11 protein-coding genes are annotated in these 14,624 nt (G+C 45.4%); 8 read left to right on the top strand and 3 right to left on the bottom strand.

The window, feature by feature from the left end; all coding sequences use genetic code 11:
- The 3 genes from SFV55_RS28985 to SFV55_RS28995 all read left to right on the top strand — a co-directional run.
- The coding region (locus tag SFV55_RS28985; protein ID WP_320033094.1) for a 50S ribosomal protein L25 at nt 1-550 on the top strand (550 nt) is incomplete at its 5' end.
- A 170-nt stretch (nt 551-720) separates the two neighbouring features.
- On the top strand, nt 721-1,449 hold the full coding sequence (locus SFV55_RS28990; RefSeq protein WP_320033095.1) for a TetR/AcrR family transcriptional regulator: 729 nt from the start codon (nt 721-723) through the stop codon (nt 1,447-1,449).
- Between the two features lie 85 nt (nt 1,450-1,534).
- The gene (locus SFV55_RS28995) at nt 1,535-1,951 is read left to right on the top strand and encodes an OsmC family protein (RefSeq protein ID WP_320033096.1); all 417 of its coding nucleotides are present in this window, start codon (nt 1,535-1,537) and stop codon (nt 1,949-1,951) included.
- 49 nt (nt 1,952-2,000) lie between these two features.
- On the opposite strand, the gene SFV55_RS29000 is transcribed toward SFV55_RS28995, so the two are convergent.
- Nucleotides 2,001-6,305 (bottom strand): M43 family zinc metalloprotease, encoded by a 4,305-nt coding sequence (locus SFV55_RS29000; RefSeq protein WP_320033097.1) that lies wholly within the window; start codon nt 6,303-6,305, stop codon nt 2,001-2,003.
- A gap of 137 nt (nt 6,306-6,442) precedes the next feature.
- On the bottom strand, nt 6,443-8,095 hold the full coding sequence (locus SFV55_RS29005; protein WP_320033098.1) for an Ig-like domain-containing protein: 1,653 nt from the start codon (nt 8,093-8,095) through the stop codon (nt 6,443-6,445).
- 136 nt (nt 8,096-8,231) lie between these two features.
- On the opposite strand from SFV55_RS29005, the gene SFV55_RS29010 reads away from it, so the two are divergent.
- The 4 genes from SFV55_RS29010 to SFV55_RS29025 all read left to right on the top strand — a co-directional run bounded on the left by SFV55_RS29010 (nt 8,232) and on the right by SFV55_RS29025 (nt 13,422).
- The gene (locus SFV55_RS29010; protein WP_320033099.1) at nt 8,232-10,658 is read left to right on the top strand and encodes a T9SS type A sorting domain-containing protein; all 2,427 of its coding nucleotides are present in this window, start codon (nt 8,232-8,234) and stop codon (nt 10,656-10,658) included.
- A gap of 133 nt (nt 10,659-10,791) precedes the next feature.
- Nucleotides 10,792-11,325 carry a hypothetical protein gene (locus SFV55_RS29015; protein ID WP_320033100.1) on the top strand — a complete coding sequence of 178 codons (534 nt, stop codon included), beginning with the start codon at nt 10,792-10,794 and terminating at the stop codon, nt 11,323-11,325.
- Between the two features lie 23 nt (nt 11,326-11,348).
- Entirely contained in the window at nt 11,349-11,789 is a 441-nt protein-coding gene (locus tag SFV55_RS29020; protein WP_320033101.1) for a hypothetical protein, read from the top strand.
- A gap of 52 nt (nt 11,790-11,841) precedes the next feature.
- Nucleotides 11,842-13,422 (top strand): glucoamylase family protein, encoded by a 1,581-nt coding sequence (locus SFV55_RS29025; RefSeq protein ID WP_320033102.1) that lies wholly within the window; start codon nt 11,842-11,844, stop codon nt 13,420-13,422.
- A gap of 160 nt (nt 13,423-13,582) precedes the next feature.
- On the opposite strand, the gene SFV55_RS29030 is transcribed toward SFV55_RS29025, so the two are convergent.
- Nucleotides 13,583-14,110, bottom strand: coding sequence for a ferritin (locus tag SFV55_RS29030; RefSeq protein WP_320033103.1), 528 nt, complete (start codon nt 14,108-14,110; stop codon nt 13,583-13,585).
- An 88-nt stretch (nt 14,111-14,198) separates the two neighbouring features.
- Here SFV55_RS29030 and SFV55_RS29035 point away from each other — a divergent pair, with 88 nt between their 5' ends.
- The gene (locus tag SFV55_RS29035; RefSeq protein WP_320033104.1) at nt 14,199-14,489 is read left to right on the top strand and encodes a TIGR03643 family protein; all 291 of its coding nucleotides are present in this window, start codon (nt 14,199-14,201) and stop codon (nt 14,487-14,489) included.
- Nucleotides 14,490-14,624 lie beyond the last annotated feature (135 nt).

Below are 14,624 nucleotides of genomic sequence, written 5' to 3' on the forward strand. Positions count from 1 at the left end.
GAAGCCATCCAAAGATTTGCGGAACGATGGCCGAATCCCGTGTGTATTGTACGGAGGGCAGGACGTAGTTCATTTTTCAGTTACACTGAACGACGTCAAAAACCTCATCTATACACCAGATTTCCGCGTTGCAAATCTGACCGTTGACGGTACTACTTACCGTTGCATAGTAAAAGATTACCAATTGCACCCACTGACCAGTCAGTTGACGCACATCGACTTTCTGAGTCTGGTAGACGGTCAAAAGGTGAAGCTGGAAGTACCAGTACGCACTAAGGGCGTTTCTCCTGGGGTAAAATTGGGGGGTAAACTGCAGCAAAAACTGCGCCGGGTAAAAGTAAAAACCCTGCCAGAGGAAATGGTTACCGAGCTTTTCATCGACATTTCTCCTTTGGATCTGGGCCAATCCTTGCGGGTTCGCGACATCCAGGTTCCTGCAGGAATTGAGTTGTTGAATTCACCAAGTATTCCGGTGGTTACCATCGAAATCCCACGTGCATTGCGTTCTGCGGCTGCAGCCGAGGCAAAAGATACCAAGAAGAAGAAATAAGAAGGAATCCTTCTTTTCAGGGGGTTGTTCGGCTTTAAACAAGTTGAACAACCCTTTTTTTATTTCTTCAAGAACGAAAAAGACCATTAGGCGTTAAGAAAAGTGATGTATTTTTGCTTCTTCTAAAAGCAAATGGAACAATAACTATAGTATTTTGGAAAAAGTGGTTTATGGCTGTCGCAATCAAAATGAAATTAAACGAGAAGCTTTATTTGCGTGATCCTCAGGAGACCAAGTTGGGTCGAAACATCATCCAACACAGCATAATGATGATCAACGCAATGGGCTTTGAAGACTTTACCTTCAAAAAACTGGCCGAACGAATTGAGTCTACCGAAGCCTCAATTTATCGCTATTTTGAAAACAAACACCGCCTTTTACTCTTTTTGCTGAGTTGGTATTGGGAGTGGTTAAAATATTGTATCGAGCTCAAGATCCTCAACATAGAAGACCCAAAGCGCAGGCTAAAAATTGCGCTGGAAACCCTCGTGGAAGCTTCACATCGCGACGATCCAAATACGGAACACGTGAACGAAGCGGTGCTGCACCGCATTGTTATTGCCGAGTCGGCTAAAGGGTACTACACCAAACAGGTTGATGAGGAAAATCAACAAGGTTTGTTTTTGACGTATAAAGCCTTGTGCAGAACCATCCAAAACATTATTGAGGAGATCAACCCTCAATTTCCTTACCCACGGGCTCTGGCAAGTACCCTATTGGAGATGGCCAAAAGCCATGTTTATTTTTCTGAACACTTGCCCTCCCTGACTGACATCTCTTTTAAAGCAGGCAACAGTGAAGAACAAGTAAAAAAATTGTTGCTTGATTTTGCCTTTGGCCTGTTGGATAGCAACCGGTTTTTGGAACAAAAAGAAAATGGCCATTCAGCATTACATTAAAACACCTTTTTCCAGAAATACCTATCTTTACAGGTGAATGAATCATTCTGATTGTTCGATACAACCATAAAATTCCCGCATCACCATGCAAATCAAAAGATCAGCTACTGCCCATTGGGAAGGCTCCGGCAAAACCGGCAATGGCACTATGGCCACCCAAAGTACCGTACTGCACGATACCCAGTACAGCTACAATACCCGCTTTGAAGACGGTATAGGTACCAACCCCGAAGAGCTCATTGGTGCAGCACATGCAGGCTGCTTTTCTATGAAATTGGCGTTTGTGCTTCAGGCAGCTGGTTTTACGGCTGATAGCATCGACACCAAAGCTACGGTCATCCTGGAAGGCGGTGCTATCACCACGGTAAACCTGGAGACTTCAGTGAAAGTAGCGGGAGTAAGTCAGGCACAACTGGAAGAATTCACCGCAGATGCCAAGGCAAATTGCCCGGTATCGAAGTTGTTGAATGCTGAAATTACGCTGACAACTACATTGTTGTAGTCAAAATTGGCGTTGGGCTCAATACTCGCTCAACGCCAATTCTTCCATCCTAGCGCAATAGTAGCACCTCTCCCACTTTAAAGGCCTCTTTTTCCTGCCCATTCTCTCGATAACGCAGCCTTAAAGTCCATACGTAGACGCCTTGATTGCACCATTTTCCATTTTTGCTGCCATCCCAACTTTGCTGAGCATCCTGGCTTCGAAACACCATTGCGCCCCAACGGTCATAAATGTCGAATTGGTAAGTAAGCAATTCGGTTTGAGTTGAAAAAAAAGGATGGAATTGCGCATTCACTGCACTGCTGGTCGACATTACGTTAGGGACATAAACTGCAAATTGATTACAATCTTCCAGCACGATTTTGATAGAATCCTTCCAACTGCAATTGTCTCTGGTGCCTTCCAAAATGTACAAACCAGCCTCATTCACTTCAATGGAAGCCCCTTGCTCGCCAGTGGACCATCGGTAAACATCAGCGTCAATGCCCCGGAAAGGCAAGCGAATTGTTTCTCCTGAGCATATGGTCGTATCGGCACCCAAGTTGAAAGTAAACCCGGAGCCAAAAGTGACGCTCAGGGTATCACGGGCCACACATCCGACTTGGTTGGTGATTTCCAGGATGTACCTACCACTTTGAGCAACAGAAATTGAAGGAGAAATTGCTCCGGTACTCCACTTGTATTGCAAATCAGGCAGTAATGGCCCCAGTACTTGTAGACTGGAATCCTTGCAAAGTGTCCGATCTGGGCCCAAATCCAATTTAGTTTGAGCATTTACCGTAATCAACACTGAATCCCCTGCGAAACAGCTGCCGCGCCGCGCCGTCACATAATACCGGGTTGTGGTATCCGGTTTGGCGATGATGCTTTTACAAGTATCACAATTCAAACCTGCTGCTGGCCACCATTTCAGCTGTGGAAACCCTGCAACCGAAAGATGAAGGGTATCTCCTGCACAAATGTTGCGATCTGGGCCTAGTTCCACATCCCCCAAAGGCTGCAATGTCAAACGAATGGAATCGCTATGCAGATTTCCACAGGCATCCCAAGCATCCACCCAATATAGCCCTGGCGAAAAAGCCGTGAGTGTGCTATCCGAGGTGCCGTCAAACCAACGGTAGCGGGCAAACCCAGCCGTAGCTCGGAGTACAGTTACACTATTGTTACACACCATTTGATCCGAACCAAGATCAAGTTGGGGTGTTTGGGGCGGGTTGTAGGTAAACTGGAATTTGTTGTTGAGGTAAGTGCATTCGGGATGTCGTTCGGTCAGAAAACGTTCCAGGGTATAAGGACGTGGGCGGCGGTAATCATCGTTCAATACTACAAAAATGGGGTTGCTCCCCGGTGTTTTGATTGCGAAACGCTGCCAGATGCAAGTATCAGCTGAAATGTTTATTCCGATGGATTTAGGCCCAGTCAGGGGAGTGGCATTACTAGTCGTAGGATCAGTTTGGTAAAAAGCTATTGGTGTAGAGGAACGCAATACCCCTTGCCCCTGGTTGCAGATTTTAAGGTAAATCCTTAGGCTGTCACCCAGGCATTCTATACTGTCCACTGCACTGATGATGCCATCGGGGAGTTGGCGGCATTCCACACATTCACAAGTAGGATCGGCGCAATCGATGAGGCCGTTATCGTTGTCGTCAATGTCGTTGTTGCAAATTTCGGGGCAGGGGTTGGCGATACGGCATTCGGATTGGCGCACAGATTGAATGCGCTCATAAATGATCGGAGCAGAGGGTATCTCCTTAAGCAAAAAGTTGCTGAGTACAACTTTTCCAGGCAGTACTCCGAGTTTAATATCTTTAAAACCTGGCGAAGGCCCTGGTGTAAAAAAACATGCTTCCTCAGGCAATTGTGTATTCGGAATTTTCAGCAAAAAATTTTTAGTGCCTTGATCATTCACTTGAGGTACAAAAAATTTCCAACCGTCTAAAAAAGGAGCTCCATGGCTGACCCCGGCCGGTATTTGAAATCCCTGAAGTTTTATGCTCCACAAATAGTTACCTAATTGGTCAAAAGCCAAAGCATTAACTTTATTGAACTCAAAAAATGGCAAAAGAATGTCCTCGTTTTTAGAAACAATTAAATCTTCATTGGATTGATAATTGGGAATTTCCTTTGTCCATACGGGAACTAAATTGGCATCGATCTGAATCAATCGGCCAACGTTTTGGTCATTGATTCGAAGGATACTCCGATTGTTTGTCAAAGCATAAACAGATGCCAAGGCGGCATTCAAGGGTAGGCCATTCAGCATATTTTGCTTGATAATCCTACCTTTTTCGTCCATCAGTAGTAAGGTGGCTTTGCTTGACACCTCCTGGGTAAGCAATAGAACCATACCATCAGTTCGCTGCACTCCCCCAAGAAATACGCCATCTGGCAAGGTTTTGCTCCAAATAAGATTGCCATCATTGTCAAATTGGGATAAACTATGAAAAGAGTTCAATAAAAAGCCATTGGTTTGTTCAAGTGCAATAAGTTGATTTTCATTATTAAAAGAGAATTCCAACCTAAATCGGCGGCCCCAGAGCAATTCTCCTTTGGGGTTAATTTTGACCAATTCCACCCAATTCGTTGAGTCTCTATGCTTTTTCAAATAGACCCAATTCCCGTCAGAAAGTGGGGCAACATCCCATAAGTTCCATTCCGAACTGCGCTCTTTTTTTATCCATTCTAACTCCTCTGTTGCATTCCATTTCATAATTACAGCTTTATGTTCATCAGAAAGCGCCCAAGCTCCAAGCATTACATCACCATTTCGAGCCACCTTAACCCGGCTGTTCAATCTTGGCATGGGGTACGCATAAGAATGCTCTTGCACCAAATCTCCACAAGGACTTTGTACCGCGATTTTTTGTGTCGATTGCGCGCTACAATTGAGATTAGAAACTTCCAACTGAAGCTGGAAGTCGCCATAATTATTAAAGCGATGAGTATAGGTTTTCCCTGTGCCCACTAAGCTTCCATTAATTGTCCATTTGTATGTATTGATGCCTGGACCATTGCTGGTAAAAGTGACTTGATCACCAAGTTGTACTTGGTCAAGTTTAGGGCTAAAGTCGGCCAAAACACCACACAAGACGTTGATTTTTATTTGTTTGCGGCTTGCACAATTGATGTCGTTGTTCCCGGCATTCACCTCAAGAGTATAAACTCCAGGTTGAGTAAAGGTATTGGTAGGATTTTGTTGATTAGAAAAAGCCGAACCGTTCAATTTCCATTCAAACCGAGTTGCCCCCGAACCATTAAAGCTAAAAGTGACCGGTGTTCCCACCACTAGATTTGGAGGCACTATTATATCCCCCGCAATAGGCTGAGTGCAGGGAGGCAAACACCCCGGTGAATCCAATAAACTAGCCCTTATCGTTTGTAAAGCCGCCAACATGCGCGCCGACTGCCCGGGTGTAAAGGCATGTTGACAGGAAAACGGGGAATAATCCAGGTAGTTTTCGGTTAGATCATTAACATCTGTTTTCAGGGGGTTAACTGATCTGGTATCGTCAGTGTCGGTGTTGCAGGAATTGTACAAACAGCCCGTATGTTTGGCTTGATCGGGCGGGGTATCACAGACCCGGTCGCCTTCCAGCTCACAATTGTTGTTCGTGCAGCCGCCTTCAAAGGTATGGTACAAATTGAGGTAATGCCCTACTTCGTGGATCAGCACTACATCATTGGCAGGGCTGTTGCCAAAATAACGCGCCTCACACACAATGCCATCGAAAGAAGATCCATGTGCTGAAGCATAGTAGGCGTAACCCGCCACTCCTGAACCATGGGCTTTGCTGTTGATGTCGCGTACCACCCAAATATTGACGTATTGGCGAGGGTCCCAACGATTGAGGTTTTTCAGGGCGGAGTCGTCGGTTTCCATGCTCATGGTGGTCAGGCTTGACACCTCTCTGGTGATGCCATTGGTTGCCTGGTTATTGGGAGTCCGTTGAGCCAAACAAAATTGAATGGGAATATTGGTTCCCTGGCCTGCCGCACCATAATACCCCTGGTGGGCAAAAGCATCGTTGAGGTGCTGAATGGCGCTTTGTATCTGAGCATCGCTGATGTTTTCACTGCCATTTTGATGGATGATGTGCACTACGACCGGAATGGTAAAAACCGCAGAATTGCGCAATTCTACCTGGTTTTGTTGCCGTTGGAGCTGTTGGTGAATGACTTCATCAAGGGCCAGTTGTCGTTGCAATAGAGTGGGGTCTTTTTCAAAAAGGAGGCGCTGCATTTCTGAAGCTGCACAGGGGTAGCTTGCTTGCTGGGCCTGCAAGACAAAGTGAAAACAAAGGAAAAAAATGGTCCAAGCGAATGACTTGCATTTGGATTGAGAGAACATGTTCATCTTTTCGGGATTGTGTGGTTATACCGATTTCATGCGATACTTTTGGCCTGATTGTACGCAAAGATGATCTTGTTCCTTTGGCAGGATTGAGAGGGATGAATATACTGTTTGTTTAGCAATGGTTAAACTTACTGAGGTTAATTCTTCGGCAATTTCTTCCTTTCCTCCCAATCCACCGTTCCATCCAAGTCCCAGTTGGGGCGAAGCGCTTCCAGTTCACGAATGTAGATGGGTTCTGGTTGCTGGTGTTTAAAGTAGTTGCCTGTGTCCCACACGCCATTGCGGTTTTGATCTTCAAAAAGGCGAACTTTATATGTTGAAGGTTCCATCACTTTGTATAAAAAGCGGGCTTTGGTTTTTAGATCGATTCGCTCGCGTTGCGCCGGTTCCGTATTTTCGCCCAGCATCAGCTCCATCATGTAGTGGCGGGTGGAGTCGAGGTTTTCAACTTTGAGATCGATGCTACCATAGTTTTTACGGGGCATGGCCTGGAAATTGTACCGCACCGTATCCCGAAAACCAAGGGCATATATGTCCCGTACCGCTCCGGGAGCAAAGCGCAATTGGTACTTGCTGGATTCGACCCAGCGGTATTGTAAGATCAATTTACGGGAATTGAGGCTGTCGATTTCAATCATGGAGGGGCTGATTTGCCGCACACTATCCTCTACTACCATCAATTTACTGATGTCGAAGCTACTTAAAGGGTGATTAAAAGTAAGCACCAGCGGCTTTTCGGGATTCAGTTTTTGGAATTCTTTCAGGTCGGCATTTTGCAAGGTGAGTTTTGCTGTACGCAGGTAGGTTTCCGGGGCAAAGGTTTTGATGCTCAGGGTATCTTTAAAGGTGCTGTCCTTTCTGACATCGAGGGACCAGTTGGCTGCAGTGCTTGTCCCGGCGTACCATACTTTTAGTGTGTCCCTGTTCACTTCTGTGCGCAATTGAAAGCCAGGGGTCAGGGCAGCAATTTGAACATCTTTGGGTGGCTGATTAAACTGTAAATTCACCAGGCCATACCGTTTGGCATCAGTAGTGAGCAAGCGTAAAGGGGGGATTTCTGAAAAAACCCGTAAGCTAACTAGATCATTGGTGTCCACACCTGTACGAACCAGAGAGTCGGCAAAAGCGATTTTTTCATTGGCAGCATCGTACAGATAAGGCTGATTGGCATCTTCTAGGGCAAAGACTTTGAACTCGCCCTCACGCATGTTTTTGATGCTGAACCTGCCTTCTTTATTGGTTTTTCCAAAATACAATGGGCGCTCTTTTTTAACAATCGAATCATTGAGCTTACTGTAGACCATCACTAGGATGTTCTCGAGTGGTTTTTGGGTGATAAAATCACGTACTTCCCCTTGCATCCCCAGTGAGTCCAGGATGGGGCCGGTTGAGAAGACAAAGCGCAGGTCTTTGGCCGCGTTGCCTTCGCTGAGGTCTTTGATGGCTTCACCCAAATTGATAGTGTAGGTTACATTTTCCTGGAGTTCTTCCCTATCGTCAAATTCGATGACCAATACTTTTCCTTTCAATTTCAGCAAGGTTCCCATGTAACGGATCGGTGGGGATACCACCACCTGTTTTGCCACATCCTGAGGTGGCTGAATCCATTCATTGAAGACTAATTCGATGGGTTGTTTTTTAAAATTCACTTGGTAATTGGCCGTACTACGGGGAGTGTCGATTCGGGGAGGAGTTTCGTCCTTGGGTCCACCAAGAGGGGGTTGAGGAGTTGCACAACCGTACAAAACGACCCAAAGAATACCCAAAATGCGGATTAGTCGTACCATCATTCGCTCAACGTTTATTTGCCGCGAAAATAGTAAGTAAGTTGCTAAATCTTTCGTTTTTATATTTTACTTAACTTTGCTGAGGTAACTAAGGGGCGGATAAAATAAGTGTTACTTTTCCTCCCACTACTCTGAACCCATGGACCGATTATTGCTACTAACATTTTTTTTAGGGTTTGTCTCTTTGGGGTTTGCCAAAACGGTTAATACTCTAGCAGATACTGTTTTTGTTCAACGCTACGACACTTTATGCCAAGGCGACACCTTGAAACTCTTTGGCCGGATTTATATCCAGTCTGGCAAATACCGCTACAAAAAGCCCACGATTAAACCCACTTTTGACACAGTGGTTGTCATCAATTTGTTGGTACGCCCCCGCTACAAAACCGAACGTTTTGATACCCTTTGCCAGGGTGAGCAAATTTTGATTGGAACCCAGCAATTTTCAAGTGCTGGGACATACACCGTTGTTTTTCCTGCAAATAATCAGCGTTGCGACTCAATTGTGAAGCTAAATCTGTACATTCTACCCGTTTACGCCCAGCGAGTTCGAGTACCCTTGTGTATGGGTGACACCATGCGCTTGGGCAGCGAACAGTACTACTACCCCACCCTAGCCACCTTGCGCTATAGTGCCAAAAATGGTTGTGATTCTGTGGTACAATACGACATTCAAATGTTGGATACCTTTCGCACCCAACTAAATGTAGTGGCCTGTAAAGGAGAAAAAGTAAAAGTGGGTAACGATAATCTGGTTGCCCGTACCAGTGGTGCCTACTATTACAATTATGGCCCCAGCAATTTGCGCTGTGATTCACTGATAGAATTAAAATTGGAGGTACTAGATACCTTTTTAACCCAGGTGAAAGAGCGCATCTGTTCGGGGCAAACCCGTCAGCTTGGGCCATTAAGGATAAATACGCCTGGGTTATATCGGTATACTTTCCCCCCTAATCAACGACGTTGTGACTCAACCGTACTTCTTGATTTGAGTATCCTGCCTCGACAAGAAATTAACCTCCAAAGAGACATTTGTGAAGGAGATACTTTAATTGTCGGATCAGAAAAAATTTCCCATGCCGGATTTTACCTGATCAATCTAAAAACCAAGGAGGGTTGCGATTCCATCATCAATCTAAACGTGAAGTTGCGTTCAAGGATTCGCAGTACCTTGTCTGAATTAATCTGCAATGGTGATACGTATCTTTTTGGCAGACGCCGACTAAGTGAGCCGGGCATCTATTTTGACACCCTGAGTTCCCGTATCACCGGTTGTGATTCAATTGTACGACTGGATCTTTCAAGGGCTTCTTCTGAAAGCAAGGTCATCAATGCCGCCATTTGCCAGGGACAGAGTTACGCTTTTGACAATAAAATTTTGCAGAATCCAGGAATTTATGTGGATACCTTGCAAAATCCAGGTGACTGTCCAGTTCTTTTTGAATTACACCTAAAAGTGAATCCGGTTTTTCAGCACAATGTTCAAGCCACCATATGCAAGGGTAGCACTTATCAAATTGGAACTACCCTGTACAGCAAAGCAGGGTCTTTTACCAAGGTACTCAAAAGTGCCAAGGGTTGTGACTCCACAATCCAGCTACAACTCAGTTTATTGCCTAATTACCTCGATACCATGCGCACTGCAATTTGCGTAGGTGATACCTTTCGCTTTGGACAACTCAAACTGTTCAAGGAGGGTGCTTACCCCATTCGCTTCAATACACGCAATGGTTGTGATTCCATTTTAGTAGTTAAAATTGTGCATTACCCTACTCAGCAGGACACCTTTCCTGTTTCATTGTGTGCAGGGGATACTTTTCGGTTGGGAAGGCTAAAGTTTCATCAAACTGGTATGTATCCCATTTCGCTGCGTGACCGCAATTCATGTGATTCTACCTTATACATCCAGGTCACGAGCCATCCCCGCTATCAATTACAGGTGAACCAACAGGCTTGCGAAGGAAGGGTTGTTCGTTTCGGAAAACAAGTGCTGACGCGTACCGGAACCTATATCGAGACCTTCCGTTCCAGGGCGGGATGTGATTCGGTGGTCACACTTAAGCTGGAGCTGGAGCCCATTGATACATCCATAAAACAAGGTGGTCTTTTGTTGAGTGCATCCGTAGCCAGCAGTATCCGAAGGTATGAATGGATAGATTGTGCTACCCAAAAAGTAGCATCAACTTTGTCGAGCCCTTTCTTTTTGCCAGAAAGCAATGGTCGCTACGCAGTTCGTCTGTATACGGATACTTGTGTGTATACCTCGGGGTGTCATACGGTTCAGGTCAGCACATCCACCCGGCAGTTTGATTTTTCCGAACAAATCCAGTATTACCCCAATCCTTGTAACAGGGAGCTCCACTTAAAACTCCCCGGTACGCTGACCGGGCAATACCAATTGACCTGGATCAACAGCACTGGAAAAGTGATTAATAGTGAAAAAAAATGGCTGAATACGGAAAATGAATTCAACACAGAAACGCTCAGTAATGGCTTGTATTTGTTGCGTTTGCAAAAAATCGACGAAAGCGCGTGGGCTACTATGAAGTTCATCAAAGCAAAATAACGATACAAAATAATGAATATCAAATATTTATAAACAAAAATCATTCGGACCACAAAAAATAGGATTATTCTCCATTTTGTTTTTTTAACAAAAAAATGGCATGTTTGGAGTTTTTTTACTCACTTCAAACCCAATGGAAACTAAAACCGTAAAGCCCAAAATAAAAACGCCTCCTGCGGAGCTCGAGCCACTGCTTCAACCCAAACCTAAGCATTGGCTTTGGCTATTGTTGCTGGCCACGATTGGCATTTTCGCGGCCATCAATTGGGATGATTACGTGGTGGAAAAGGATGGAAAGCTGGAGTTGGCACCGAAGCGAAGGGCAAAGCTGGAGAAGGAGTTAGAGCAGATTGACAATGCAGTTCAATATGCGCTGATTGTAGATGCAGCCGGATATTTTCCATGTTTAAATTGTGAAGGTAGGAATGTGATTTTTCTAAACGTTGGTGAAACCTGGAAATTTGGGACAACCAGAGTCGGAGAAAAAGAGCGGTACAAATCCGATCCATTTGACAAAAGATTATCTTTTGAGGCTCAGGTTTTTGGTAACTACGCAGAATGCCTGAAGGCTGAGAAAATTAAAATTTACACCTACATTCTACTTCCAGAAAACCAAAAAAGGGAAATTCCTCTTGTCCGCCCTCCTGGAAACCCCTATGATAATTAAAAAATAAACCGTAACTTTCAGTTATGAATGCAGCATTAACTATAGAACAATCAAGCTTTGAATTCACTTGCATCAGGTGGCGTGAAGTTGACATGGATAAATGCCCTAATTATTCTTTAGGCTGCTTCTTGGAGCAAAAAATCAATTTTGAGGACTTTGGTTCCAAAATAAAAAGTATACGTTTTTTACCTATCATTGTTCCTGATGTGATCAAGAAAATTTACCCCAATGAAATTGTTCATCATCGGAGTAGAAACCAACTAGGCCTCTACTGGCAAATGGACTACGACCGCATCATGCGTTCCACCATACCAGAATGCAAACCCTACCTTGCCGACTTCTTCCTTGAAGTCCTCGAAATTGCCAAAGCCACCAAACCCATTCGCGGTTTTGATTACAACGGCTTCATTGCTGCAGTCAAAGCTGTTCTACCAGAATGGTTGGAACAAGAGCCAGAAGTTTAATCCATTTTTTATCTCAAAAAACCTACATTAGCCACCTTAAACCAAGCACGACATGAGAACCTGCATCAGCACGCTGCTGTTTTGCTGCGTGGCACATTTTGCCCTGGCCCAGGCCCTGGCACCAAAACTTCCACCCACCGAAGCCAGTGAGTACATCGGCACCGTTCAACGCCAAACCTTTAAGTATTTTTGGGATTTTGCCCATCCAGTTTCTGGCTTGGCTCCCGAGCGCAACGCCACTCCGAATGTGGTGACCAGCGGCGGCAGTGGTTTTGGCATCATGGCCATTGTAGTTGGTACTTACCGAGGCTGGATCAGTCGCAACCAGGCGGTAGAGCGCATGTTAAAAATCACCCGCTTTTTGGAAAAAGCAGAACGTTTTCATGGAGCCTGGTCGCACTGGTTGGATGGAACTACGGGCAAAGCTGTTCCTTTTAGCCGCTATGACGATGGGGGTGATTTGGTAGAAACGGCCTATTTGGTCAATGGCTTGTTGGTAGCGCGCTCTTATTTTGATCAAAACACCAAAGCTGAAATCGAGCTGCGCAACCGGATCAATGCCCTGTGGAGAAGTGTAGAATGGAATTGGTACGTCCACAATGGTCTCTTGCACTGGCACTGGAGCGCCAATCACGGCTGGAAGATGAACCATCCGATTGGGGGCTACAACGAGTGTTTCATCACTTACATCCTGGCCATGGCCTCCCCTACTCACCCAATTACCCGCCAGGTGTACGATGACACCTGGAAAAAAAAGGAAGCCAGTCATTTTATCAATGGCAAGGAATATTTGGGCTATGTCTTGCCCCTTGGGTTTGACTGGGGCGGCCCGCTCTTTTTTGCCCACTACTCCTACCTAAGTCTGGATCCACGCTGGATGGAAGACGAACATACCAACTATTGGACGCTCAACCTGAACCAAACCATGATCAACCGCGCGCATTGTATCGAGCGGGCGCCCAAAGCTTATGGTTACTCCGAGCGCAACTGGGGTTTGACGGCCAGCGACAACCACGAATTTTACGGCGCGCACCAGCCCACCGAAGACAATGGCACCATCACGCCCTCCGCGGCTCTCTCCTCTTTCCCCTACACACCCTACTACTCTTATCAGGCTATGATTTATTTGTATCGCCAGCAAGGCAACCGGCTTTTTGGAGACCTGGGCTTTTACGATGCCTACAATGCCAAGGAAAACTGGTATTCCAACCAATACCTGGCCATTGACCAGGGCCCGATTGTGATCATGATTGAAAATTACCGTTCAGGCCTAATCTGGAAAATGGGGGCAGAAATTCAGGAAATCCAAACCGCGTTGCCCAAAATGGGCATCAAACGGCCTGATTATCCTACGGGTTTTTACATGTATACTCCAGAGGTGCGTACCGGCATGGTACACATCATGAAACACGCGGATGAAGGAAAGTACATTTTGGATTTTTACACAAAGGGAACTGAAGCGGTGAGTGTGAGCCTAACCCACAACAAAACTGGGCAAACTCAGGTGTTGGCGGAGAAAAAAGTGTTCACGCCTGGCCCGCAACAATTGCGATTTTCGTCAGATTATGGAGATTACACTGTGCTCTTGACTCAGGGGGCAAAAGAAATTAAACTCAATTTGGGTTTGAGGTAAGTGCTGGCATATATCCAAAGCGGCATTTTATATTATCACAAAGGGCACAAAGGACACAAAGTTAGACGTAGACGACGCTTCGCTTTGTGTTCTTTGCGATCTCTTGGTGTCCTTTGTGCTAAAAACGTCGCTTTAGCGGCGTTCGGCAAATTGAATGTGCCTACTGCCCTTCTTCAGTAGATTCTGCCGCCAGCGCCGCTTTATTGAATTTATCCACTTCCTTATCAATGTAGTACAAGCTTTGAGGGCCATTACCAATCAAGCGGATTTTATTCAGGATGGTGCGCATCAAGGCTTCCTCTTCCCGCTGCTCCTCCACATACCACTGCAAAAAATTGAGGGTAGAGTGGTCTTTTTCAGCATAGCTCAAACTGATCAAGTCGTTGATGGACTGGGTCACTTTTTGTTCATGGGCGTATACTTTTTCGAACATGGCCTGAACCGACTCAAACTCATGTGGCGCCTGAGCGATAGCTGGAGTAAGTGCAAAACCATCCGTTTCGCTCAAATAGCTGTAAATCCGCAACATGTGGGCCCGCTCTTCGTCGGATTGGCGATGCATAAACTGGGCGCAACCTTCCAATCCTTCTTTGTCACACCACGAAGCCATTGCCAGGTATAAAAAGGAGGCATAAGCTTCCAGTGCAATTTGTTCGTTCAATGCCGCTTCAATTTTTTTCGAAATCATCTTTCATCATTTTATTTTCGTAAGAATATAAACCTTCTTACGAGCAGAAAGTTATAAAACCACACAATTACTTGGCTGAATTTTAGGTATGAAAATCATTGAAAAATATCAACTGCAAAGCGCCGACATCGACCGAATCATCGAAATGGCCTGGGAAGACCGTACCCCTTTCGATGCCATTACAGCACAATTTGGTTTGAGTGAAAAAGAAGTCATCGAGTTGATGAAATTCGAAATGCACCCAAACAACTGGAAAAAATGGAGGGCGCGGGTCCAGGGACGATCAACAAAGCACCTGGCTAAACGAGAAGAAGAGGTATTGCGCTTCAAATCCAAGCAACAGCGCATCATCTCTGGTAATCGAATGAGCAAACGGTAGTCAAATTGTGCCGATTTGTAGGATAAAAATGCTAATTCACATTTAATCCTGGCCTTTTTGTCGATCACCTTTCCGACCTGTAGAATGAAGTAGCCGAATCATCGAATGCTTCTACACGACAGTTTTTTTCACCGT

The organism is Haliscomenobacter sp. (assembly GCF_033763495.1).
Lineage (GTDB): Bacteria > Bacteroidota > Bacteroidia > Chitinophagales > Saprospiraceae > Haliscomenobacter.

Coding starts and splice junctions, on each gene's coding strand:
- SFV55_RS29010 (WP_320033099.1), top strand. CDS start 8,232: ATGGACCGATTATTGCTACTAACATTTTTTTTAGGGTTTGTCTCTTTG.
- SFV55_RS29020 (WP_320033101.1), top strand. CDS start 11,349: ATGAATGCAGCATTAACTATAGAACAATCAAGCTTTGAATTCACTTGC.
- SFV55_RS29000 (WP_320033097.1), bottom strand. CDS start 6,305: ATGAACATGTTCTCTCAATCCAAATGCAAGTCATTCGCTTGGACCATT.
- SFV55_RS29005 (WP_320033098.1), bottom strand. CDS start 8,095: ATGATGGTACGACTAATCCGCATTTTGGGTATTCTTTGGGTCGTTTTG.
- SFV55_RS28990 (WP_320033095.1), top strand. CDS start 721: ATGGCTGTCGCAATCAAAATGAAATTAAACGAGAAGCTTTATTTGCGT.
- SFV55_RS29025 (WP_320033102.1), top strand. CDS start 11,842: ATGAGAACCTGCATCAGCACGCTGCTGTTTTGCTGCGTGGCACATTTT.
- SFV55_RS28995 (WP_320033096.1), top strand. CDS start 1,535: ATGCAAATCAAAAGATCAGCTACTGCCCATTGGGAAGGCTCCGGCAAA.
- SFV55_RS29030 (WP_320033103.1), bottom strand. CDS start 14,110: ATGATTTCGAAAAAAATTGAAGCGGCATTGAACGAACAAATTGCACTG.
- SFV55_RS29015 (WP_320033100.1), top strand. CDS start 10,792: ATGGAAACTAAAACCGTAAAGCCCAAAATAAAAACGCCTCCTGCGGAG.
- SFV55_RS29035 (WP_320033104.1), top strand. CDS start 14,199: ATGAAAATCATTGAAAAATATCAACTGCAAAGCGCCGACATCGACCGA.